General features: G+C 53.8%; 17 protein-coding genes. 14 read left to right on the forward strand and 3 right to left on the reverse strand.

The window, feature by feature from the left end:
• Window positions 1-77: 77 nt before the first annotated feature.
• From BMW84_RS01130 to ppsA, 6 genes are all read left to right on the forward strand, one after another.
• The gene (locus BMW84_RS01130; RefSeq protein WP_091063543.1) at window positions 78-1013 is read left to right on the forward strand and encodes an ABC transporter ATP-binding protein; all 936 of its coding nucleotides are present in this window, start codon (window positions 78-80) and stop codon (window positions 1011-1013) included.
• 22 nt (window positions 1014-1035) lie between these two features.
• Window positions 1036-2157, forward strand: a complete 1122-nt coding sequence (locus tag BMW84_RS01135; RefSeq protein WP_091063546.1) for an ABC transporter permease — start codon at window positions 1036-1038, stop codon at window positions 2155-2157.
• A 1-nt stretch (window position 2158) separates the two neighbouring features.
• Window positions 2159-3313, forward strand: a complete 1155-nt coding sequence (locus BMW84_RS01140) for an ABC transporter permease (protein ID WP_091063548.1) — start codon at window positions 2159-2161, stop codon at window positions 3311-3313.
• 644 nt (window positions 3314-3957) lie between these two features.
• Window positions 3958-5157 carry a saccharopine dehydrogenase family protein gene (locus BMW84_RS01145; RefSeq protein WP_091063551.1) on the forward strand — a complete coding sequence of 400 codons (1200 nt, stop codon included), beginning with the start codon at window positions 3958-3960 and terminating at the stop codon, window positions 5155-5157.
• A gap of 21 nt (window positions 5158-5178) precedes the next feature.
• Window positions 5179-6315 carry a carboxynorspermidine decarboxylase gene (gene nspC, locus BMW84_RS01150; protein WP_175498746.1) on the forward strand — a complete coding sequence of 379 codons (1137 nt, stop codon included), beginning with the start codon at window positions 5179-5181 and terminating at the stop codon, window positions 6313-6315.
• A gap of 259 nt (window positions 6316-6574) precedes the next feature.
• A complete protein-coding gene (ppsA, locus tag BMW84_RS01155) occupies window positions 6575-9187 on the forward strand; it encodes a phosphoenolpyruvate synthase (protein ID WP_091063555.1) in 2613 nt (870 codons plus the stop codon).
• On the opposite strand, the gene BMW84_RS01160 is transcribed toward ppsA, so the two are convergent.
• On the reverse strand, window positions 9182-10015 hold the full coding sequence (locus BMW84_RS01160; protein ID WP_091063557.1) for a stalk domain-containing protein: 834 nt from the start codon (window positions 10013-10015) through the stop codon (window positions 9182-9184). The two genes, ppsA and BMW84_RS01160, sit on opposite strands and share 6 nt — an antisense overlap.
• A 34-nt stretch (window positions 10016-10049) precedes the next feature.
• Entirely contained in the window at window positions 10050-11633 is a 1584-nt protein-coding gene (locus tag BMW84_RS01165; protein ID WP_091063559.1) for a stalk domain-containing protein, read from the reverse strand.
• Window positions 11634-11814: 181 nt separating this feature from the next.
• Between BMW84_RS01165 and BMW84_RS01170 the strand changes: the two genes are divergently transcribed.
• The 5 genes from BMW84_RS01170 to BMW84_RS01190 all read left to right on the forward strand — a co-directional run bounded on the left by BMW84_RS01170 (window position 11815) and on the right by BMW84_RS01190 (window position 16926).
• The gene (locus BMW84_RS01170) at window positions 11815-12438 is read left to right on the forward strand and encodes a deoxynucleoside kinase (protein ID WP_091063562.1); all 624 of its coding nucleotides are present in this window, start codon (window positions 11815-11817) and stop codon (window positions 12436-12438) included.
• The gene (locus tag BMW84_RS01175) at window positions 12435-13085 is read left to right on the forward strand and encodes a deoxynucleoside kinase (protein ID WP_091063564.1); all 651 of its coding nucleotides are present in this window, start codon (window positions 12435-12437) and stop codon (window positions 13083-13085) included. The genes BMW84_RS01170 and BMW84_RS01175 overlap by 4 nt, the downstream gene beginning before the upstream one ends.
• Window positions 13086-13244: 159 nt before the next feature.
• Window positions 13245-14222 (forward strand): zinc-binding dehydrogenase, encoded by a 978-nt coding sequence (locus BMW84_RS01180; RefSeq protein WP_091063566.1) that lies wholly within the window; start codon window positions 13245-13247, stop codon window positions 14220-14222.
• Window positions 14223-14313: 91 nt separating this feature from the next.
• A complete protein-coding gene (locus tag BMW84_RS01185; protein WP_091063569.1) occupies window positions 14314-15495 on the forward strand; it encodes a MalY/PatB family protein in 1182 nt (393 codons plus the stop codon).
• Between the two features lie 183 nt (window positions 15496-15678).
• Entirely contained in the window at window positions 15679-16926 is a 1248-nt protein-coding gene (locus BMW84_RS01190; RefSeq protein WP_091063572.1) for a stalk domain-containing protein, read from the forward strand.
• Between the two features lie 15 nt (window positions 16927-16941).
• Here the strand turns inward: BMW84_RS01190 and BMW84_RS01195 are convergent, their stop codons facing one another.
• Window positions 16942-17751, reverse strand: a complete 810-nt coding sequence (locus BMW84_RS01195; protein WP_091063574.1) for a polysaccharide deacetylase family protein — start codon at window positions 17749-17751, stop codon at window positions 16942-16944.
• 172 nt (window positions 17752-17923) lie between these two features.
• Here BMW84_RS01195 and BMW84_RS01200 point away from each other — a divergent pair, with 172 nt between their 5' ends.
• From BMW84_RS01200 to BMW84_RS01210, 3 genes are all read left to right on the forward strand, one after another.
• Window positions 17924-18886 carry a radical SAM protein gene (locus BMW84_RS01200; RefSeq protein WP_091063576.1) on the forward strand — a complete coding sequence of 321 codons (963 nt, stop codon included), beginning with the start codon at window positions 17924-17926 and terminating at the stop codon, window positions 18884-18886.
• A 108-nt stretch (window positions 18887-18994) separates the two neighbouring features.
• On the forward strand, window positions 18995-19990 hold the full coding sequence (locus BMW84_RS01205; protein ID WP_091063578.1) for an L-rhamnose/proton symporter RhaT: 996 nt from the start codon (window positions 18995-18997) through the stop codon (window positions 19988-19990).
• Window positions 19991-20428: 438 nt separating this feature from the next.
• Window positions 20429-22456: a methyl-accepting chemotaxis protein gene (locus BMW84_RS01210; RefSeq protein WP_091063580.1), complete on the forward strand. Its 2028-nt coding sequence runs from the start codon at window positions 20429-20431 to the stop codon at window positions 22454-22456.
• The last annotated feature ends 2 nt before the right edge of the window (window positions 22457-22458 follow it).

A 22458-nucleotide genomic window follows, 5' to 3' on the forward strand; every position in this document is an offset into this window, starting at 1 on the left:
ACTTCTGCACTGCACAGGTTCATTTTTTTTGTCTACAATTTGAGTATCGATTGAATGAAGAGAGGGTGTGAACGGGAATGAACGTACTGGAGATCCGCGAGTTAAGCAAAAAATTCGGCGATTTCATTGCTGTGGACCATATTTCGCTGACCATTCGCGAGGGAGAAATTTTCGGCTTCCTGGGCGCGAACGGCGCGGGGAAAAGCACCACCATCAACATGGTATCCTCGCTGCTCCGTCCGTCCGGCGGCGAAATCCGCATTCTGGGCAAGGATATTGCCCGCAACCGGCGCCACGCCAAGATGAACCTGGGCATCGTGCCGCAGGAGCTGGCGATTTACGAGGATATGACGGCGTACGAGAACGTGAGCTTTTTTGCCGGTTTGTATGGACTCCGGGGGAAAAAACTTCAGGACAGCGTCCTGGAAGCCTTGGAATTCGTAGGCTTGAGCGATAAAGCGAAGCAGTTCCCCAAAAATTTCTCCGGCGGCATGAAGCGGCGCCTTAACATTGCCTGCGCCATTGCGCATAAACCGAAGCTGATTATCATGGATGAGCCGACCGTCGGTATCGACCCGCAGTCCCGCAACTATATTCTCGCCTCCGTGCGGAAGCTGAACGAATCGGGCTGCACGATTATTTATACCAGCCATTACATGGAGGAGGTCGAGGAGATCTGCACGCAGATCGCGATCGTTGACCACGGTAAGGTGATTGCGGAAGGAACCAAGGAACAGCTCAAAGCGACGATCACGGACATGAAAAATATCCGCATTGAACTGAAATCCTCCCTCGGCTCGGAAAGCGACAAGATAAAGACCATTGCCGGCGTGCGGAAAGCGGAGCAGGAAGAAAACGTTCTGCACATTTACAGCGATGCGGCGGTGGATAACCTGAACCTCATTCTGAAGCAGCTGATCGAGGATGGCAAAGAGATCAAGGCAGTGGAAGAGCAGGAGCCAAATTTGGAGACCGTCTTCCTGACGCTGACCGGACGGAAACTTCGGGACTGAAGCCCGGGAAGGAGATGGAGTCATGAATGCCTTATCAATTGCGTTAAAAGAAATGAAGCATGATATACGCGACAAACGGAATTTAGTTTTTATGCTGGCGTTTCCGATCGTGCTGATGGTCATTCTCGGACTGGCGCTAAACAATGCCTTTTCCAGTTCGGCGTCGGTCGGCGACCTTAAAGTACTCGTGAACAATACCAGTACGGGTATGCTCGCTCAATCTTTCGGCAAATTCGCCAAGGCGACGGAGCCGGAAGGCATTGCTTTCGTGACCGCAAGCGCGGACACAGACGGGCAAAAGGAAGTCAGGCTCAATCACGATACGGCTTACGTCGAGCTGAGCGACAGCGGCATGAAGCTGTATACCAGCGAGTCCAATCTGGTGGAGAGCAACATCGTGGAGGGCATGCTGCGCGTCTTCGCGGATAAATACAATGCAGCCGCTGCCGTTGCCGCAGTTGATCCTGCGCAGGCCGCGAGCCTCTTCAATGACGGCGGCGCAGACTATGTAAAGGAAACCTCCATCGTTGCCGACCGTGAACCCGGTTCGGTGGACTACTACGCGATGGCGATGGCTGTCATGCTTGCCTTATGGGGCGCTTTTTCGGCCGGATTCCTGATCCGCCGCGAAGTCGTCCGGGGTACGGCTGCCCGGCTGATCGCCGCTCCGGTTAAGAAAGCCGATATCTTTATCGGCAAGGTCATCGGCGGGGTGGCCATCAATTTCATCTGCGTACTGATCTTGATTCTTTTCAGTAAATATGTGCTGGACGCTTATTGGGGCGAGCATCCGCTGGCCGTCTGCGGCGTGCTTTTGTCCGAAGTGATCATGTCGGTCAGCTTCGGCCTGGCGGTGAGTTATGTAGTCAAAGAAGGGTCGGCTCGCGGAATTCTGATGCTGATCGTACAGCTAGCTTCGTTTTTCGGAGGGGCGTATTTTCCGGTGCAGGATGGCGGTGGCGGCGGGTTTATGCAAGTCGTATCCCATCTTTCGCCGATCCGCTGGGCTAACGACGCGTTGACGGAAATGATCTACGGCGGCCACCTGATGGAAGCTTGGCGCGTGATGGGACTTAACCTGGCGCTGGCCGCAGGCATGCTTGCCTTGTCCGGTGTCCTGATGAGCAGAAGGGAGGGACTCTAAGATGTGGAAAGATCTATGGTTTCTGGTCCGAACGACACTGTGGACGACGTTCCGTAAACGGTCCAATCTGCTGATTTATTTCGGACTGCCGATTGCCGGGATATTGATCTCGACGGTACTGTATGGCCAGGCGGATGCAAGGGATTTGCGGGTCGGGATCGTGAACAACGATGCACAGCAGAATATCGCAGCGGATACGGTAAGTTTTCTCGGCGGCCTTGACCGGATCACGCTTAAAGTTCTGTCTGAGCAAGAACTGCACGATAAGCTGGCTGCAGGCGATTTGGACAGCGGCGTAATTCTTGGGGCGGGGTATTCGGAAAGCGTGCGGCAGGGCAAGCCGGCGCAGATTACAATTGAATCCGTTAAAGGCGCGCAGGCTACCGCCTACATTAAAGCAATGCTAAACGGCTATGTCGATAACCTGACCGCGCTCGGCCGGATCAGCGGCGGAGACGGCGCGAAATTCCAGGAGCTGTACACAGGGTATCAGCATTCGGAATTCAAGGTGTCCCCGCTCCAGCTGAAGGATGACTCCAGAGTAAATAACATGTCTTATCAGTCGATCGGCTTCCTGATCCTGTTCATGCTGACCTCGGCGACCAACCTTTCCGAGCTGATTCTCAAAAACCGTGAAAACCGCACCTATTTCCGCGTGCTGTCATCGCCGGTCGAATCCCGGACATATGTCATCTCCAACATCGTCGTCAACCTGTGCGTCATGCTGGCACAAATCGTTGTTGCTTTGTTCGTGATGAGGGAGATCTTCGGCGTGGCCCCGGCGGAAATCTCGATGGGCGCGATGCTGGGCATTATGGCGATCTTTGCCCTGGTTTCCGTCAGCCTTTCGCTGGTTATCGTTTCGTTCTCCAAGTCGACCGCTTCGGCGGGGGCTTTGCAGAATCTGATCGTGACCCCGACCTGCCTGCTGTCGGGCTGCTTTTTCCCGATTGAGGTTATGCCTGATTCCATTCGGCGGATCGCTGATTTCCTGCCGCAGAAATGGGTCCTGCAATCCATCACCAAGCTGCAAGCCGGCGGCTCTTTCGCCGATATCGGCTTTAATCTCGCGCTGCTGGTCGCTTTCGCCGTCGTCTTCTTTCTGATTGCGACGTACAAATTCGGCCGGAATAATGATACGCGGAACTTTGTGTAATCGAGAATCTCCGAGCCAGTCCCCCGGGCGGTATGTGCCAGGCGGGACTGTTTTAATGTAATCCAACGGCGATTGGAACAACGGACCGTCTTCGCAGCGTCCACCATAGAACTAAGGTTGGTTCTCGGAAGAGTAATCCTCACGCCGGGGATTCACCCTCCGACCCTTCGGGTATTGGATTTAAGTTGCGACATATACTAAACGGGCTGTACGATGCGGCGTTTATAAATTTTATTATGAAGATACGCAATGCTGTGATACAATTATCTGGTTGTCCAGTTACATTGGTATGTGCCGCCTGGTTCTGGACAAGTTATTCAACGGATCAAAGGAATCCAAAGCAAACAAGAGCATTCCAGTGTATTTCCGTGCATTCAAGAGTATTAACAGGAAAAGTTGAATATTTTACAGTGTCGGCAGCAAATTTTGTCGATATTTATTGATTTCTTGTTATGCTTTATGTATAATCAGCCTTGTTGATTTTGCACATGGAACAGTCTGGTGCTTCCAAAGCGGGTTTTGACGCAGCGGATTCTCTGAAGCCGGGTTGCAAAAACTTTATTTTAAGTTGAGTCAGTAATGGATGAAGTAATTTTGTTACCAGGAATCATACGCTGACAAAAAAACTTTGGGGGGTTATCCATTTGGGAAAAGCGTTAATCATTGGCGCCGGCGGCGTGGCAAGCGTTGTAGTTCATAAATGCTGCCAAAATCCGGACGTATTCGAAGAAATCTGTATTGCAAGCCGTACGCTCGCGAAATGCGATGCGCTGAAGGAAAAATTGTCCGGAGGACAAACCAAAATCTCCACAGCGCAGCTTGATGCCGACAACACGGACGAAGTGATCGCACTGATCAAGAGCTTCCAGCCCGAAGTGGTCATCAATGTCGCTCTCCCTTATCAGGACCTGACCATTATGGACGCATGCCTGGCAACGGGAGTGCACTATGTGGACACTGCGAACTATGAGCCGCAAGACACTGCCAAGTTTGAATACTCCTGGCAATGGGCTTATAAAGAAAAATTCGAACAAGCCGGAATTACGGCGCTGCTCGGCAGCGGTTTTGACCCGGGGGTAACCGGCGTATTTACGGCCTATGCGCAAAAACATTATTTTGACGAAATCCACACCATCGATATCGTGGACGCCAATGCAGGCGATCACGGGTATCCGTTTGCCACGAACTTCAATCCGGAGATCAACATCCGCGAGATTACCGCAAACGGCCGCTATTTCGAGAACGGCGAATGGATCGAAACGGCTCCGCTGTCCGAGAAGAAGGTATACGATCTTCCGGAAATCGGCCCGAAAGACATCTACCTGCTCTACCATGAAGAGCTGGAATCGCTGGCGAAGAACATCAAGGGCGTGAAGAAGATCCGCTTCTGGATGACCTTCTCGCAAAACTACCTGACCCATCTGAAGGTTCTGGAGAATGTCGGCATGACCTCCATCGAACCGATCGTATATGAAGGCAAAGAAATTATTCCGCTGCAATTCCTGAAAGCCATTCTGCCGGACCCGGCTTCCCTGGGACCAAGAACGAAGGGCAAAACAAATATCGGCTGCATCATCCAGGGCACCAAAGACGGCCAGCCGAAAACGTACTATGTCTATAATGTGTGCGATCATGAGGAATGCTACAGAGAGGTCGGCTCCCAAGCGATTTCCTACACGACCGGCGTACCGGCGATGATCGGCGCAATGATGATCATGAAGGGCATCTGGAAAAAACCGGGCGTATACAACGTCGAAGAGTTCGATCCGGACCCATTCATGGACGCACTGAACAAATACGGCCTGCCTTGGCAAGAAGATTTCTCGCCGACGCTGCTGGACTAGGGCGAAAGCGCGATGAACGAACTGAATATCGACATCCGCAACTTGCCGTCCCCCGCTTATCTGGTTGATGAGCGGCTGCTCAAGAAGAACCTGGAGACCCTGAACTATGTTCAGGAACGTACGGGCGCTAAGATTCTTCTGGCGCAAAAAGGGTTCTCCATGCATGCGCTGTATCCGCTCGTCGGACAATATTTGGCCGGCGTTACCTCCAGCTCGCTGTTCGAAGCCCGTCTGGGCTTTGAAGAGATGGGCAAGGAGGTCCATGTGTACGCTCCGGCGTACATGGAGCGGGAATTCGACGAGTTGCTTGGCTATACCGACCATATTGTGTTTAATTCGTTCGACCAGTGGAACCGGTTCAAGGACCGGGTGCAAAACGCAGGGAAGCCGATCAGCTGCGGTATCCGCGTCAACCCGGAGTACTCCGAAATCGAAGTTCCGCTGTATGATCCTTGTTACAACTACTCCCGTATGGGCGTGACGTTGCCGAATTTCCGCCCGGAAGAGCTGAACGGCATTGACGGCCTGCATTTCCATACGATGTGCGAGCAGAACTCCGATACGCTGGAGCGCACGCTCAAGGTTGTGGAAGAGAAGTTCGGCCCATTCTTGCACGGCATGAAATGGCTCAACTTCGGCGGCGGGCATCATATCACCCGCCCGGACTACGATCTGGAGACGCTGATCAAATGCATCCTTCACATGAAGGAAACCTATAATGTGCAAATTTATCTGGAGCCGGGTGAAGCAGTAGCCCTGAATACGGGTTATCTGGTTGCCACTGTTCTTGACACGATGCACAACGGCATGGATATTGCCATTCTGGATACCTCGGCGGAATGCCATATGCCGGACGTACTGGCGATGCCGTATCGTCCCAATATCATCGGCGCCGGACAACCGGGAGAGTATCCATACACGTATCGTCTGGGCGGCATGACCTGCCTGGCCGGCGACGTAATCGGCGATTACTCCTTCAAGGAACCGTTGAAATACGGCGACAAGCTGGTGTTCCTCGATATGGCGCATTATTCCATGGTCAAAAATCATATGTTCAACGGCGTAAACCTTCCGGCCATCGCTTCGTACAACGACGAAGAAGGCATCAAGGTCATCCGGGAATTCGAATATTCGGATTTCAGCCGCCGTTTGTCTTAATCCGTTTTGCAGCGCTCCGCGGGCCTTTGGCCTGCGGAGCGCTTTTTGCTTTCTGGACAATGGCAGGGGACGCAAAAAAACCTGAGACAGGGTCTCAGGTTTTGATCATTGCATATGAAAATGTACAGTGCTATAATCAACTGACGACTATTCTTAGGAAAATAAACATAGATTATATATCTTACATTTTAATTGTATCATTTCGTAAGGCGGCTGTCAAACATTTTTTTTCTCAAATAAATGGTTAGGAGCGATGAAGATGAATGCATGGGTTCTCGGCTTTGGAGAGATGAACGATACGCAGCTAAAGCTAGTGGGAGGTAAAGGGCTAAATCTGGGGGGATTATCGAAAATTGCGACGCTCCCGGTGCCGGACGGATTTTGCGTGACCACCCGGGGATATCGCCAGGCGGTAAGCCAAAGCCGTACGGTTAACGCGTTGCTAGAGCGCTTATCCGGACTTGAATCGGAAGAACGGGAAGCTATTCATGAGCTTAGCCTGCAGATTCGCGAAGCCATTGAACAAGCAGAAATTCCTGACGAGGCCGTGGAAGCCATAGCCCTTCATCTCTCCCTGCTGGGTGCGGACCATGCGTATGCCGTTCGTTCGAGTGCAACGGCCGAGGATCTGCCCCAGGCTTCCTTTGCCGGCCAGCAAGACACGTATTTGAATGTTACCGGCCTCGATGCGATCCTGCGGCATATCCGCAAGTGCTGGGCGTCGCTGTTCACGGACCGTGCCGTCATCTACCGCATTCAGAACGGGATGGACCACCGCCAGGTTGAATTAGCCGTCGTCGTACAGCAGATGGTGTTCCCGCAGGCGTCGGGGATTATGTTCACTGCCGATCCGGTCAGCGGCAACCGCAACATTGTCTCCATTGACGCGGGATTTGGGCTGGGCGAAGCGCTGGTCTCCGGGATCGTGTCTGCCGACAACTATAAAGTGCGGGAAGGGCAGATCATAGACAAACGGATCGCGGCCAAAACCGTAGCGATTATCGGAAGCGCCGCAGGCGGGACGGAGACCCGGCCGATCGGCCTTGAGCAGCAAGGGGCCGAAGCGCTGACGGAACCGCAGGTTCTAGAGCTTGCCCGCGTCGGACGGATAATTGAGGCCCGTTTCGGCTGCCCGCAGGATATCGAGTGGTGCCTCGCGGATGATAACTTCTACATCGTGCAAAGCCGGCCGATTACGACCCTGTTTCCGGTTCCGGAAGCGCCCGACCCGGAGAATCGCGTATACCTGTCCGTCGGCCACCAGCAAATGATGACGGATGCAATGAAACCGCTCGGATTGTCGTTCTATCTGATGACGACACCCGCGCGGATGCGCACCGCCGGCGGAAGGTTGTTCGTGGATGTTACGCCCATGCTGGCTTCGCCTTCTGCCAGGGAAGCCTTCCTCAACACGATGGGGCAATCCGATCCGCTGATCAAAGATGCGCTTACGACCGTAATTGGGCGGGATTTTATCCGAATGAAGCCGGAATCCCCGATCACGCTAAACGCTGCCCAAGGCGGAAAAGGCGCGCCTACCGCGGATTCCCGGCCGCCTGCGGAACTCGATCCTTCCATGGTAACGGGGCTGATCAAGCGTTCCGAGGCATCCATCGAGGATTTAAAAATGACCATCCAAGGGAAGTCAGGTGCCGCATTGCTCGATTTTATCGTGGAAGATTTCGGGCAACTCAAGAAGATGATCACCGATCCGCAAAGCGTGCAGATCATTATGGCCGCCATGGGCGCCTCCGCCTGGATCAATGAAAAAATGAACGAGTGGCTGAGCGAGAAAAACGCGGCGGACACGATATCCCTATCCGTAGAGGGAAATGTCACGTCGGAAATGGGGCTGGCATTATTGGATGTTGCGGATGTCATCCGTCCCTATCCCCAGGTTATTGATTATTTGGAGCATGCTCAGGGCGAACATTTTCTGGAGGAGCTTGGGAAGCTGGAGGGCGGGCAGGAGGCGCGGAACGCAATCGAGGGGTATCTCGGCAAATACGGAATGCGCTGCGCCGGGGAAATCGATGTGACGAAAAGCCGCTGGAGCGAAAAACCGGCAACGCTTATCCCGCTGATCCTCGGGAATATCCGAAACTTCCCCGCCGGCGAAAGTATCCGGAAATTCGAGAAAGGGCGGCAGGAAGCGCTGGCCAAAGAGCAGGAGCTGCTGGAACGGCTGCGGCAATTGCCGGACGGCGAGCACAAAGCGGATGAAACCAAGAAACGGATCGAGCTGATCCGCAATTTCAGCGGGTACCGCGAATATCCGAAATATAGCATGATCAACCGGTATTTCGTTTATAAGCAGGCATTGCTGGGCGAAGCAGGGCGGCTTGTTCAAGCCGGCGTAATCCAGGATAAAGAAGATATTTTCTACCTCTCACTCCTGGAACTGCGGGATACGGTTCATAGCCGCACGGTGGATCAAGAGATGATTAAGCGGCGTAGAGAAGAGTTCGCTGTCTACGAAAAACTGACGCCGCCGCGCGTGCTTACGTCTGAGGGGGAAATGCTTTCCGGCTCTTATAAAAAAGAAAATCTCCCGCCGGAGGCCCTTGTCGGCCTCGCCGTTTCGGCGGGAGTCATTGAAGGACGCGCACGCGTCATTTCGAAGATGGAAGAGGCGAATCTGGAGGAGGGCGATATCCTAGTCACGAAATTTACCGATCCCAGCTGGACGCCGCTGTTTGTCTCCATCAAAGGCCTGATTACCGAAGTGGGCGGATTGATGACCCACGGTTCCGTGATTGCGCGGGAATATGGCTTACCGGCCGTGGTTGGTGTGGAACATGCGTCCGACATCATTAAGGACGGGCAGCGCATCCGCATAAACGGAACAGACGGGTATATCGAGATTTTATGAACCGGAGCGGTCGAGCAGCCGGCCTTTGACGAGCACATAAGTGATACCGCTTGGCGTCCCTTTCTGTACGCTAACCTCCAGTGTACCGTCTTTCTTGACGACCGGTCTGGCCCGGTCCGGATTCGGGAACTGCACCGAATCTTTGTACAGGAGGTAGACGGCAACATCCGCCGCGCCTTCAGCGACATCGGAGCCTGTGATGTTTTTTGCTTTAAGCGAAAATAGGCCGCTCGCAGAATCATAGGTGTAGGAAACCGGCCGGAACGCATTTTCGCTGATAATCGTTCCGGGCGGCCGCGTAAACGCGCCGTGCTCAAAATCCTCTATACCGAGCTTGATGAGATCGTTCTGCATCAGGTTATCGCCTGTGAGTGTGAACAGATGATTTGCCTGATCCCAGGCGTTTTCGATCTGCAAGTTCGCAGCCAGCACGCTGAGGGGGATAAACATCGCATTTTTATAGAGCGCCGGAACGGTATCCATGGAGGCCGCGCCCCCGTTAACGCTGAGCGCCTTGGAACCGATTGTGAATGTTACGGTCTGCCCGTTTAGGGTGATCGAAGCTGTTTTGCTGGCGGGATCATAGCCGACCTTGGCTCCGAGCAGCTCACTGACCGAGCGCAGGGGAACCATGATCCGGTTCTGCGCATCCACATAAGGCGCTTTTGGCGCTGTGTACGTTACGTAGTAGTTGTTGACCTTAAGCAAAACCGGCTGGGCGGCCGGGGCGGCTGACACCGTTCCCGAGCCGCCTGTTTCCGTATTGCAGGCGATGATGACAAGCAGAGCAATCAAACCCGCCAGCGCTTTTTTGAAGAGAGGTTTCATTTATAAATTCCTCCAATATTATTCCTCAGCCTGCTTAAGATACTGTGATGGCGATGACGCCGTCTTCCGGCAGCCACTGGACGTTTGCGCCAAGCTGCTCGCTGATGAAGCGCAGCGGCAGGTAGGTCGTGCCGTTGACGATAAACGGCGGCTCCTTCAAGGTAACGGCTTTGCCGTTCACGGAAACCGCGCCGGTAACGGTGTTGAAGGTGATGTTTAGCGTCGTGCCATCTGCTTTTTCTCCCGCAATGATGATTTCCTTATCCACTTTGTAGGTATAGCCACCCGGCACCGCTGCCGGAGTTTTTGTCGTTGTCCACTTATAATCGACGGTTGCGCCCATTTTACCGAACAGCGCGCGCAGCGGAACGAAATTTTGCCCGCCGCGGGTAATCGCACCGTTCGTCAGCGGTACCGTTTCGCCGTTCAGCTTGATTGTAATCGGCTTTTGCACGGCAACCGGCGCGCCGTGGCTGAATTCGTAATCGCCGTAGCCGAGCTGCGCATCTTTGTTGACGCCCCAGCCCCACAAATTTCCGTCGGACTTCTGGAAGATACAGAAGCGGCCGGCGTAAGAAACGGCTTGGACATCGGAAGCAAGCACATCGAAAGCGGCATTCGCTTTCATCGCTTCCGTTTCATTGGAGGCGGCATAAAGCTTGCCTTCCGCAGTAAGCGCAATAATGGAGCGTTCGACGATTCCGGCTGCCGTCACGTTGCGGATACCGGTGAAATGGATCGGAACCGCCTGTTCATGGTAGGTCGTTCCGTCCGAAGAGCCGGTCACGGTGGACCCCCAGTACCAAAGTCCGGCATCGCGGGCGATGGCTAACATCGTAAGGCCGTTGTATGACATGGAAGCAATAGCCGGCAAGCCTGACATCACAGCCGGCACAATCCGTTTATCTGCCGAATACGTCTCCGGTTCGTATTCATTCTGTACCGGCCAGGTCCAGATGCTGCCTTCCTTATTAAGCGCGTAATTCTGCTCAAGCTGCGTGATGCCGTCCACACCCGGAACCTGTGTCACGGTAGCGAAATCATCCGTGGTACTCCAAACGGTCCCGTCCTGCTTCAGCAGCAAGAATCGCACCCAGCTAACTCCGCGCGTTTCATTCAAACGGCTGCTCTCATAATATCCGGAAATGTCCGCGGCGCCTTCCACACCCGCCACTCTCGCGAACGGCGTAGACTCGAGCACACTGTGGTCATAGTTCTGCGTCGAAACCCAAAGCGAGCCGTCTTTCAGCACGGCATAGGTCTTCTGATTGAGAGAGAATGCGGCAACCAAATCTTTCAATTCCGGTATAGGAGTTGCCGTCAGCTCCAGCGTCGTCCGGGCGGTCTCCAGCAAGTAAACCGAACCGTCCGTGGTCTGAATCAGCGGTCCCGCTCCCGAATCGGCGTATACCGTCTTTGCATCTTGAACCCCGGGAACCTGGGTAGGTACGGAGCGGACGCCGCCCCAGAGCCAGAGGCTACCGTCATTTTTGATCAAGTAATTGAAACCAAAATTTTTGATGCCGTTCTTGGCGGCCGAATCGGAAGCAAAAGCGCTTGCCGCCGTACCCAGACAGAGAATCAGGCTGAGCAGGAGGACCAGAGATCTTTTGAACATAGCGAACCTTCTCTCTTTGGAAAATATTATAAATTCCGCAACTGCTTGATTAGACGCCGTACCCCGGGCAAAAGTTTCAGACAAAATTTATTCTCTCTACGGGCAGGCTCTCCTGTGGTACAATGTATGGGTCTGTTTTTTCATAGAGGGTCTGCTATTTTCAAGGGGGAAGTTTGCATTAATGAAGCACACATCATTTATTGCCGTGGAGGGGCCTATCGGAGCCGGTAAAACCACGCTGGCCACGATGCTCTCCGCAGAGCTGGATTTTCCGGTCATGAAGGAGATCGTGGAGGAAAACCCGTTTCTGGACAAGTTTTATCAGAATATGGACGATTATAGCTTTCAGCTGGAGATGTTTTTTCTGTGCAACCGGTTCAAGCAGCTGGAGGATATTGCGGCCCGGTACATAGATCAGGGAATGCCGGTCATTTCCGATTACCATATTTACAAAAATCTGATCTTCGGCGAACGCACGCTGAACGGAACGAAACGGGATAAATACCGGGAGATCTACCATGTGCTCACCGATGATCTGGCCAAGCCAAACATCATTTTGTATATCCGGGCGAGCCTGGAGACGATTCTGAGCCGGATTGCCCGGCGCGGCCGTCCGTTCGAAGATGATATTTCGCCGGCTTATCTGCAGCAGCTGATCGAGGATTATGACGCTGCAATGGCAGCGCTGGCCGAACGGGAACCGTCCACCATCATTTTAACGATTGACGGAGACGCCATTGATTTCGTGGAGAACGAGGAACATTTCCGGCAGATTGCCGCACAGCTAAAGGAGCTAATGCAATGAATTCATTCAATATCCCAAGCAATGCCATCATCACGGTTGCCGGCACGGTAGGCGTGGGCAAATCGACCTTGACCGGTGCGTTGGCCGGACGTCTGGGCTTCCAGACCTCGCTGGAGAAGGTGGACCACAACCCGTACCTGGAAAAGTTCTACCACGACTTCGAGCGCTGGAGCTTCCATCTGCAAATTTACTTCTTGGCTGAACGTTTCAAAGAACAGAAGAAAATGTTTGAAATGGGCGGCGGTTTCGTGCAGGACCGCTCGATTTACGAGGATACCGGCATTTTCGCCAAAATGCATGCCGACAAAGGCACAATGTCCACAACCGATTACGAAACCTACACGTCGCTGTATGAAGCCATGGTGATGACGCCTTACTTCCCGCATCCGGATGTGTTGATCTATATCGAAGGAAGCCTGCCGTCGATCCTTGCACGCATCCATGAACGCGGCCGTGAGATGGAGATTCAAACCGATGTATCCTATTGGGAGCAGATGCATGCGCGGTATTCCCAGTGGATCGGCGAGTTCACGGCTTGTCCGGTGCTGCGGCTGAATATCGACGATTATGATGTCAACGATCCGGAATCCATGTCGGGCATTTTGCGGCAGGTGGAGAATGTGATCGCTAAGAGTCCCGTGAGATAAAAAGGGCGGAAAAACATGATTCAGCTTCAGGCAGAAAGGCGCGGGCCTTTTCCTGAAGCTTTTTTATGCTTTGTTTTTCTGCTGAAAGTGATATGTTATGCTGATATAAGAGACGGAATTATACAAACGCCATTTTGTTTGATGGAGAGGAGAAATACAATGAGAGCATTGGTTCTGCCGAAGCCGGGGAGACCCGACACGCTGCAACTTGCCGAGCTGCCTGTACCCCAGCCGGGACCCGGAGAAATTAGGGTGCGTATCCGTGCGGCCGGTTTAAATCCGATCGACTATAAGGTATCGCCCGGCGGGCATCCCGCCTGGACCTACCCTTTTGTCCTCGGCATCGATGCTGCCGGAATTGTGGATGAAGTCGGAGAAGGAGTTACCCGCTGGAAAGCGGGCGACCGTGTAGTCTACCTCGCCGATTTCACGAAACCGGGCGCTTATGCGGAATACAGCATAACGACGGCACATTCTGTTGCAGCCATTCCGGAGGGAATATCCTTTGTGCACGCGGCGGCTTTTCCTTGTGCGGGACTGACCGCTTACCAGGTGCTGAACCGGAAGATGCATATCGCAAGAGGGCAGTCTATCCTCGTTCATGCCGGCGCCGGCGGGGTGGGGAGTTATGCGATTCAGTTAGCCAAAGCTTTTGGCGCCTCCAAAATTATTGCCACGGCTTCCCCTGCCAACTTTGAATATGTACAAGGCCTGGGAGCCGATGAAGTGGTCGATTACAGCAGCGAGGACGTCCACGAGCGCGTACTGGAGCTGACCGGCGGCGAAGGCGTGGATCTGATTCTGAATTCCCTGAACCGGGCGACCGCGCAAAAAGATTTATCCGTGCTGGCCTTCGGCGGACAGCTGGCCTGCATTGCCGGCGCTCCGGAAACGGTGGCGGACTTCCAGCCTTCCAGCAAGTCCTTCTCGCTGCATAAGCTAATGCTTGGCGGTGCCTTCGGCAGTCGCAAAGCGGAGGAAGATCTCGCCCGGATGGCGGAGGAGTTCATGCAGCTGATGCTTGCCAACCGGTTGGTACCGATTGTCCAGGAAGTCGTCAAGCTGGAACAGGTGCCGGAGGCGCTGGTCCGGTTATCGGAGAGACATGTCCGGGGAAAAATTGTAGCGGAGCTATAGATCGGCCTTTTTACACGGCAAAGCATGTACGGATCGTCGCGGTTTGTGCCATAATAAGAGCTAATAGCAGATAAGGATGAGGTGACTGTACTTGAAGTATGATTTCAACCGTGTGATTGACCGCCGTGGCACCCGCTCGTACAAGTGGGATCAGAGTGAAAAATTGTTCGGCGAACAGGATATCCTTCCTCTTTGGGTGGCGGATATGGACTTTGAAAGCCCGGCTGCGGTCAAAGACGCGCTGCTGCGCCGCATTCAGGAAGGAGTTTACGGCTACAGTGTGCCGAGCGACTCCTATAAGGAAGCTATCGTAAAATGGTATGCGCGCCGCCACGACTGGGAGATTTCGCCGGAATGGATCGCCGATTCCCCGGGTATCGTCACGACGCTCAGTTTGTCGGTGGAGCTGTTCACAAATCCCGGCGATGCGGTGATTTTGCAATCCCCGGTGTATTATCCGTTCTACGATGTCGTTAAGATGAATGACCGGCAGGTCGTCAGTAACCCGCTGCTGTTAAAGGACGGGCATTATGAGATGGATTATGACCAGCTCGAAGGGCTGATGAAAGACGGTGCGAAGCTGCTCCTGCTCTGTAATCCGCATAACCCGGGCGGCCGGGTATGGTCGCGCGAGGAACTGCTGCGTCTCGGCGAACTCTGCCTGGAGCATGGCGTCACCGTCATTTCGGACGAAATCCATTGCGATTTGGCGCTGCCGGGCCATAAGCATATTCCATTCGCCTCGCTGTCGCCGGAGTTGGCCGACATTACGCTGACTGCGCTGGCTGCGACCAAAACGTTCAATCTGCCTGGCCTGCAAACCTCGTACATCGTGGCGTCCAATCCGCAATTGCGCCGCAAGTTCGAGCAGCGGATCAAGGCACTGAGCCTGCATATGTCTTCCTTTTTCGCGCCGGAAGCGGTCGAAGCCGCCTACAACGAAGGCGAGGAATGGCTGGACGGGCTGCTGGAGCACACGGCGGGCAATGCCGAATACGCGGTCGCTTATCTGCAGGAGCATCTGCCGCAGGTGAAGCCGATGATGCCGGAAGGTACATATCTGCTGTGGGTGGATTGCCGCGGACTCGGGCTGGATATTCCAAGCCTCAAGAATCTGATGTATCGTGAAGCGAAGGTTGCTTTCAACGAAGGTTCCGTATACGGGCCGGAAGGCGAAGGGCATCTGCGCATCAACCTGGCTTGCCCTCGTTCGATCCTGGAGGAAGCGCTGGAGCGGTTTAGCCGGGCTGCAGCCACACATTTGTCATCATAGAAATAGCTTCGGATAAGCGAAAGCCCGTCCGCATTCCTGCCCGATCTTTCGGGGATCTCAGGGAAGCGGGCGGGCTTTATTGCAGTTACCGCCGCCTGCGGCGTTTGGCTTTGCTCATTCTCTTCTATTATAATGAATCTATTAAAGAGATTTGGCAGAGAAATGGCAGAGAGGGGAAACACAATGAAACGTTTGGGCAAAATGGTACTTGGCGCCGCACTGGTCGCAGGCGCCTTCGGCGCCGTTCCGGCAACGGCCGCGACGGCAGCGGGCGGCGTCAGCATTATGCTGGACAGCTATCCGCTGCCCTTCCCGGTCGCGCCGGCGGTGATGAACGGAACGACCATGGTGCCGTTCCGGGCTATCTCCGAGGCGCTGGGCATTCCGGTGGGCTGGAATCAGGCCGCCAAGCAGATTACCGCAACAAGTACGGATTCGGCAGGCGCAGTGAAAAAGGTAGTCCTGACGCTGGGGAAAGCGCAGGCATCCGTCAACGGCGCGTCCGTCAAGCTGGCCGTTGCGCCGCAGAACATCAGCGGGACGACAATGATTCCGCTGAGCTTCTTCAGCCAGCAGTTCGGCGCGGCGGTGTCTTGGGACCAGGCGAGCAAAACGGTATCGATCACCTCGCCGAAGAAAGATCTGTACACGCTGGGCTTCTATGCGCAAGGCGCGTACGGTGAAGTGTCGCTGATTCCCGGCTTTGATGCCGTCGCCTTCGGCTGGAGCCGGATCGACCGCAGCGGCGCCTTCACGACGACCGGGACGGAATTCCGCTGGCCGCAGCCGGCCGGCGACGTGACGCCGGAGTCCATCGTACGGGACTCAGCGGCCAAGGGAACGGCACCGTACCTGATGGTCTACTCCGGCGATAAGGAGCTGGAGCTGACGAAGAACATGAAGGATCTTGCGCTTCAGCAGCAAACGATCGACAGCATCGTCGGCACCGCTACCTCGAAGAGCTTCGGAGGCATTGCCCTTGATCTTGAAGGCCTCGGAATGACCGGCGACAAGGCGCTGGCGCAAAGCGAATACAACGCCTTCGTCAAGAAACTGTCGGCTTCGGCCAAGACAGCCGGACTCAAGCTGACGGTCATTCTGCATCCGCTCAACAGCTCTTATAAAGGTTATGACTATAAAACGCTCGGCACGCTTGCCGATGACCTCGTCATCATGGCCTACGATTACAACAACGAAACCGGGCCGGAGCCCATGAACAAGGTGGACGAAGCCATTCGTCTGGCTTTGCAGCAGACCGGCAAGGACAAGCTGCTGCTCGGCATCTCGGTCTACAACGAAACCGACAAAACCGTGAATGCCAAGATCGGCCTTGCCAAGCGCTATGGCCTCAAAGGCATTGCGATCTGGCGGCTTGGCCTCATCGGTACGCCGACCTGGAACGAGATGGGACAGACGGTGGAACTGCAGTAAGCTGACTGCAATACGCTAACCCAGCTTTTTCAACGCTCCCGGCTCAATTTTCACCAGTACATCGTCGGCCGAGATCCAGACCGGGATGGCGGACGGGTTGCGCACCAGCTTGCGGTCTGCGGAGAATCGCAGCGCCTGCAGTGCCTGCTGATAGTCCAGAATCTCGGCGTTGGTCGCGAACCAGATGTCTGGTTGACCCGCCATCATTTGGCTGAAGGCTTCAAGCTCGTCCCAGTTATCCTCATCGTTAAATTCATAGCTGTGGCCCCAGACATACAGCAGCGACATGCTGCGGGTCCACGGTTTGTCGCCTTTCATGGCAATTAGCTGTTCGCCGTAACGCAGCATCTCCTTGTGATGGCAGGTCGGATGCCACTCCAGGGGACGCTGCGGCATGGCGAATTGTCCCGTAGAATGAACGGTCCGGGAATATTCGATGCCGTGTGCAGGCAGCTGCCTGATCACCCGCTCGTTGTATGCACCGTAAGGATACGACATCCCCCGCACCGGATAGCCGGCCAGCGCCTCCAGCCGTTTCCGGTCCTCCGTAATCTCCCACGCAATGCTCTCTTCCGGCTGCTCGTTCAGAAACGGATGCGTTACCGTATGTACCGAAATTTCATGCCCCGCGTACAGATCGGCGATTTCGGCGGAAGCGATATAATCCGGCTGGTCCAGATTGCCCGAATTCAAATGGAAGGTTGCTTTAATCCCGTACCGGTTCAGGATCGACACGAGCCGCTTGTCATGGCTGCGGCCATCGTCATAGCTGAGTGTAAGCGCTTTAAAAACGCCGCCGGGAAAACGATTCAAACGGATGTTCATTCATAAACCCTTCTTTCCATAAAATGAATACGATAACAGGTTACAACTCGCCGGCTGCAAGTGCAACCCGAAATAAGAATAACAAATGTCACATTAACCTGCCGCCCAAATCGCTATAATTTACAAGTTGACCTTATCGATACCATTCATTTTCACACTGGAGGGCAAAGCCATGAGTATCCGCTACAAATCCCTGGAGCTGGACAAACCGCTTACATATGAATTGGAAGGCCTTGAAATCGGGGTTACTTCAAACTGCAATTTCCGCTGCGACTATTGCTGCGCTTACAACCGCAACGACGGGGAAAACATCGACGGCAAGGAAGTCATCCGCATTCTGGAGGAGCTTCCGGGCTTGAAACGCGTCCGCCTCTCCGGCGGCGAAGTGACGCTGAAATTCAAGGACTGCGTGGAGATCGTAGCCTACTGCGCTTCGCGCGGCATTCAGACCCAATTGAATTCCAACGGCAGCCTGCTGAACAAAGAACGGATCGACCAGCTGGTCGAGGCCGGCTTGACGACGATCCATATCTCGTTCAATTTTACGAACGCCGAGGATTTTTCGCGTTATTACAATATTCATCCGACCGTGTATACCAAAATCCGCGAGAACATCGCCTACTTTGCCACGACCGGCGTGAATGTGGTGCTGGAAACGCTGCTGTTCAATGAAACCCAGGACAATATGAAGGAAATCAGCGAGCATGTGTACGGCATGGGCGTGCGCACGCATGAAATCCAGAACAGCATCATTATGGGACATACCGGCTGGAAGGCGATTGCCGCCCGGGAGCAGCTTAAGAAAGCGGTGCAGGATCTGATCGACCGCAGACCGGACGATATGGTGCTCTATTTTACGTGTATGGACCGGTTTATGGAGGCGCTGGGCTTCCAGGAGCAGGAGGGCGTCTATTTCCCGCACTGTATCGAAGGCAAAAAGCAGCTTCATCTGCACGGCAACGGCGATATTCTCATCTCTGAGCTGTGTCATCCGCTCATCATCGGCAATATTTATAACGGAACTTCGCTGAAAGACCTGTATGCCAATATGCCGAAACCGCTGGCCCGCTTCCTGGAACGTCAGCCTTGTCCGGCACTGGATGCCTTGTTTCCCGAAGGCCTGACGAATGCATAAACTTTCATGCGTTTGCGTGGAAAATTCCGCCCAAACTGAAAATTTTCATGTATAATCAACATCATGTGCTGCGTTTGCAGAAAATTTCGGATTTGGGGATGATTGTGTTTGGCTCTAGGATTTTTACTTCTGCTGCTGGCATGCGGATTTCAGGGCAGCTTTGGACTTGGAATGAAAAAGTATCAGCCGTTTTCGTGGGAAGCGTTTTGGGCGGTCTTTTCGTTCGTCGGCATTTTGCTGATTCCGGTACTTTGGACATGGGCTGAGGTACCGCAGTTTTTCGACTACATACGGCAGACCGATGCGAAGGTGCTTTGGATCGCTTCATTCTGCGGCTTTTTATGGGGCATCAGCTCCATTATGTTCGGCAAAGCCATCGATTCCATCGGGGTATCGCTGACTTATGGGGTGAACATGGGAATCTCCGCTTCCCTCGGATCGCTGATTCCGCTGTTTATTTTCGGCAATGTGCCGCCGGCGGCTTCTTTTACGGTTCTGCTGATCGGAACGGCGGTCATGCTGTTTGGCGTGTTTATGATAACCAAAGCAGGTCTGCTTAAGGAAAAAATGATCGCCTCTGCGGCCGGCTCCGGCTTAGGCAAAGGGCTGCTGGTCGCCTCGCTGGCGGGGCTCGGTTCAGCCGCGATGAACATCGGCTTCAGCTATGCCAGCAAAACGGCGGACATTGCTGTCGCCGCAGGCACGCCGAAGATCAGCGCCAGCCTTATTTCCTGGGTAATTACACTGTCCGGCGGCTTTGTTGCCAACTTTGCATACTCGGTCTATCTGCTGATTATGAACAAAACGTATAAGGACTATACGGCCAAAGGCGCGGGCAAAGCTTACCTTAAGGCGCTCGCAACGGCGCTCGTCTGGTATTTGGCGCTTGGTTTTTATGCGAAAGCAACCGCGCTGCTGGGGCCGCTTGGCGCCGTGGTCGGCTGGCTGGCCTTTAACGGACTGTCGCTGATTATCAGCAATGCCTGGGGCCTTAAGGATGGGGAATGGAAAGGTTTTACCGCTCCCAAAAAACTTCTGCTGCAGGGGAACGTTGTTCTGATCATCTCCTGGGTGATCGTGGGGATCGCCAACGGCATGTCTTGATACGCTGGATGCAGCACAGCACAGGCTCTGAGAGGTTTGACAGGAGAACCTGATCATCAACAATATGCATAAAACTCTATTGAGAACCGTCCGACGGCCTTAAGGGCAGCGGCCGGTTTTTTTTGACTTGCAGACAGCGCTGGAAATACAGTATCAAGACTATTCGGAACGCGTTTACAGTGTATTATCTTGCGCGGATGTGTATGTTTTATCACAGCTAAGCTACCAACGACCTATAAACGGATGAAAAATAATAGAAAATGACCATTAATTTCGAGCGTATATTTAATAATTCGAGTCCATTCGACTTTATTCTGCCTGTAAATGTTCTTGAAACAAATATTAATTTCACACAAATGTCATCCGATATTATAAGTAAGATTCTTCCGTTGACCCGGATGAATAACTTAATTGAATGTTAGGTGGAGGAAGCAAACTATGAAAATACGCATGAAGCTTGCGGTAACCATGATTGCCGTTACACTGCTGTCGATCTCTATGATGGCGTTCTTTACGTACAGCAAATCCACCGGTACCATTGAGGAAATGACCGACTCCGCGATGAGACAAGTGAACACCGACAAAGCCGAAACGATCAATGCCATGATCGATAAAGAGAAGCGCAGTATTGAGCTGGTTGCCGAGGATTCGGAAATCGTCGAACTGCTGCAAAAGCAAGCTAACGGTGAAGACACGCAAGCACTGGTTAGTACATTGAACACGAAACTGCAGGGAATGGTGAAGGACGCCGGCAATCTTGAGCATATGTTCGTCGCCGATATGCATGGAATCGGGATTGCCGACAGCGACGTGAAGCTGGTCGGTACCGATTTCAGCGAGCGGAATTATGCCAAAAATGTATTCAAAACCGGCGAAGCGGTGATCAGTGAAACGCTGAAATCAAAATCGACCGGGGATTATGTGCTGGCCTTTGTGCATCCGGTAAAAGCCGACGGCAAAATGATCGGATTTGCCGCATCCGCCGTACGGGCGAACAGCATCATCAAATATTTGTCCACGGCCAAAGTGACGAACGCCCCTTCCTCCTATGGATATTTGGTGGATGAGACCGGAACGATGCTGTACCATCCGGACCAAAGCAAAATCGGCATTCCCGTGGAGAACGCCCAAATCAATGCTGTAGTCGACCGTGTAAAAGCCGGAGAGCAGGTTCCTGACGCCATGGTAGAATACGACTTCAACGGCGCCCACAAAAAAGCCGCATATACCGTTATTCCGGAAACCAAATGGACGCTGGTGCTGACCGGCGATTTGAATGAAATTATGCAGCCTGTCCGCAGCATGACGCAATTCATTATTCTGCTTGGGGTCGGCATTCTCGTACTGACGCTGATCATCGCCCTCTGGATGGCAAACCGGATTACCAAGCCCATTCATAAGCTGACCGAACTCATTCACCGGACGGCGGCGCTTGACCTGAAATCCGATGCCGAATACGAAGCGCTGACCCGCAACAAGGATGAGACGGGAATCAGCTCCCGTGCAATGATCAGTACCCGTGAGGTTCTGCGGGAGACGGCTGGCGGCCTGATTGCCATTTCGACCAAGGTGCTGGACAACGCGGAAATGCTGGAGCGTTACGCCAATGAGGTGCGGGAGAATGCGCATGACAATTCCGCGACAACGGAAGAGCTGTCCGCCGGGATGGAAGAGACCGCGGCTTCGACACAGGAAATGACGGCGGCCATTCACGAGATCGAACGCAATGTCCATACGATCGGCGAGCGGGTCAGCGACGGCGCGACCGTGTCCGAGCAGATCGCCCAGCGGGCGCTGACGCTGCAGCATGATTCCGAGCAGTCGACGGAGAATGCGAGAAGAATATATGAATCCGTACGGGAGGACATGGAAAAAGCGATCGAACGCTCGGCTACGATCCATGAAATCAGCGTGCTTGCCGAAACCATCCTGTCCATTACAAGCCAGACCAATCTGCTTGCGCTGAACGCGGCCATTGAAGCCGCGCGGGCCGGTGAAGCGGGACGCGGCTTCGCAGTCGTGGCCGGCGAAATCCGCAAGCTGGCGGAGAAATCGTCCGAAACGGCGTCGGGGATCCAGGATGTCGTTAAGAACGTCTATGCTTCCGTGGAGCAAATGCGCGGGAACTCCGAAGCGATTCTGGCGTTTATCGATCAGAACGTGCTGGGGGATTACGAACGCCTGATTGATGTCAGCCGGCAGTACCACGCAGATGCAAGCATGGTCAACGAGCTGATGGAGCATCTCGAGACATCCGCCCAGCATTTGGGCGAGACGGTGTCGAGCATCGCCATCGCCGTCAACGAAGTGGCAGCCACGGTCAACGAAGGCGCTACGGGCGTGCAGGACATTGCCGTCAAGACGGCCGACATCGTGGAGAAAACGTTTAAAGAGGCGGAAATGGCCGTGGAGAACATGGACAGTGCCAAAGAATTGCAGCATCTGGTTGAAAAATTCAACGTTTAAAC

This window comes from Paenibacillus sp. NFR01 (genome assembly GCF_900111565.1).
In the GTDB taxonomy this organism is placed as follows: Bacteria; Bacillota; Bacilli; order Paenibacillales; family Paenibacillaceae; genus Paenibacillus_AQ.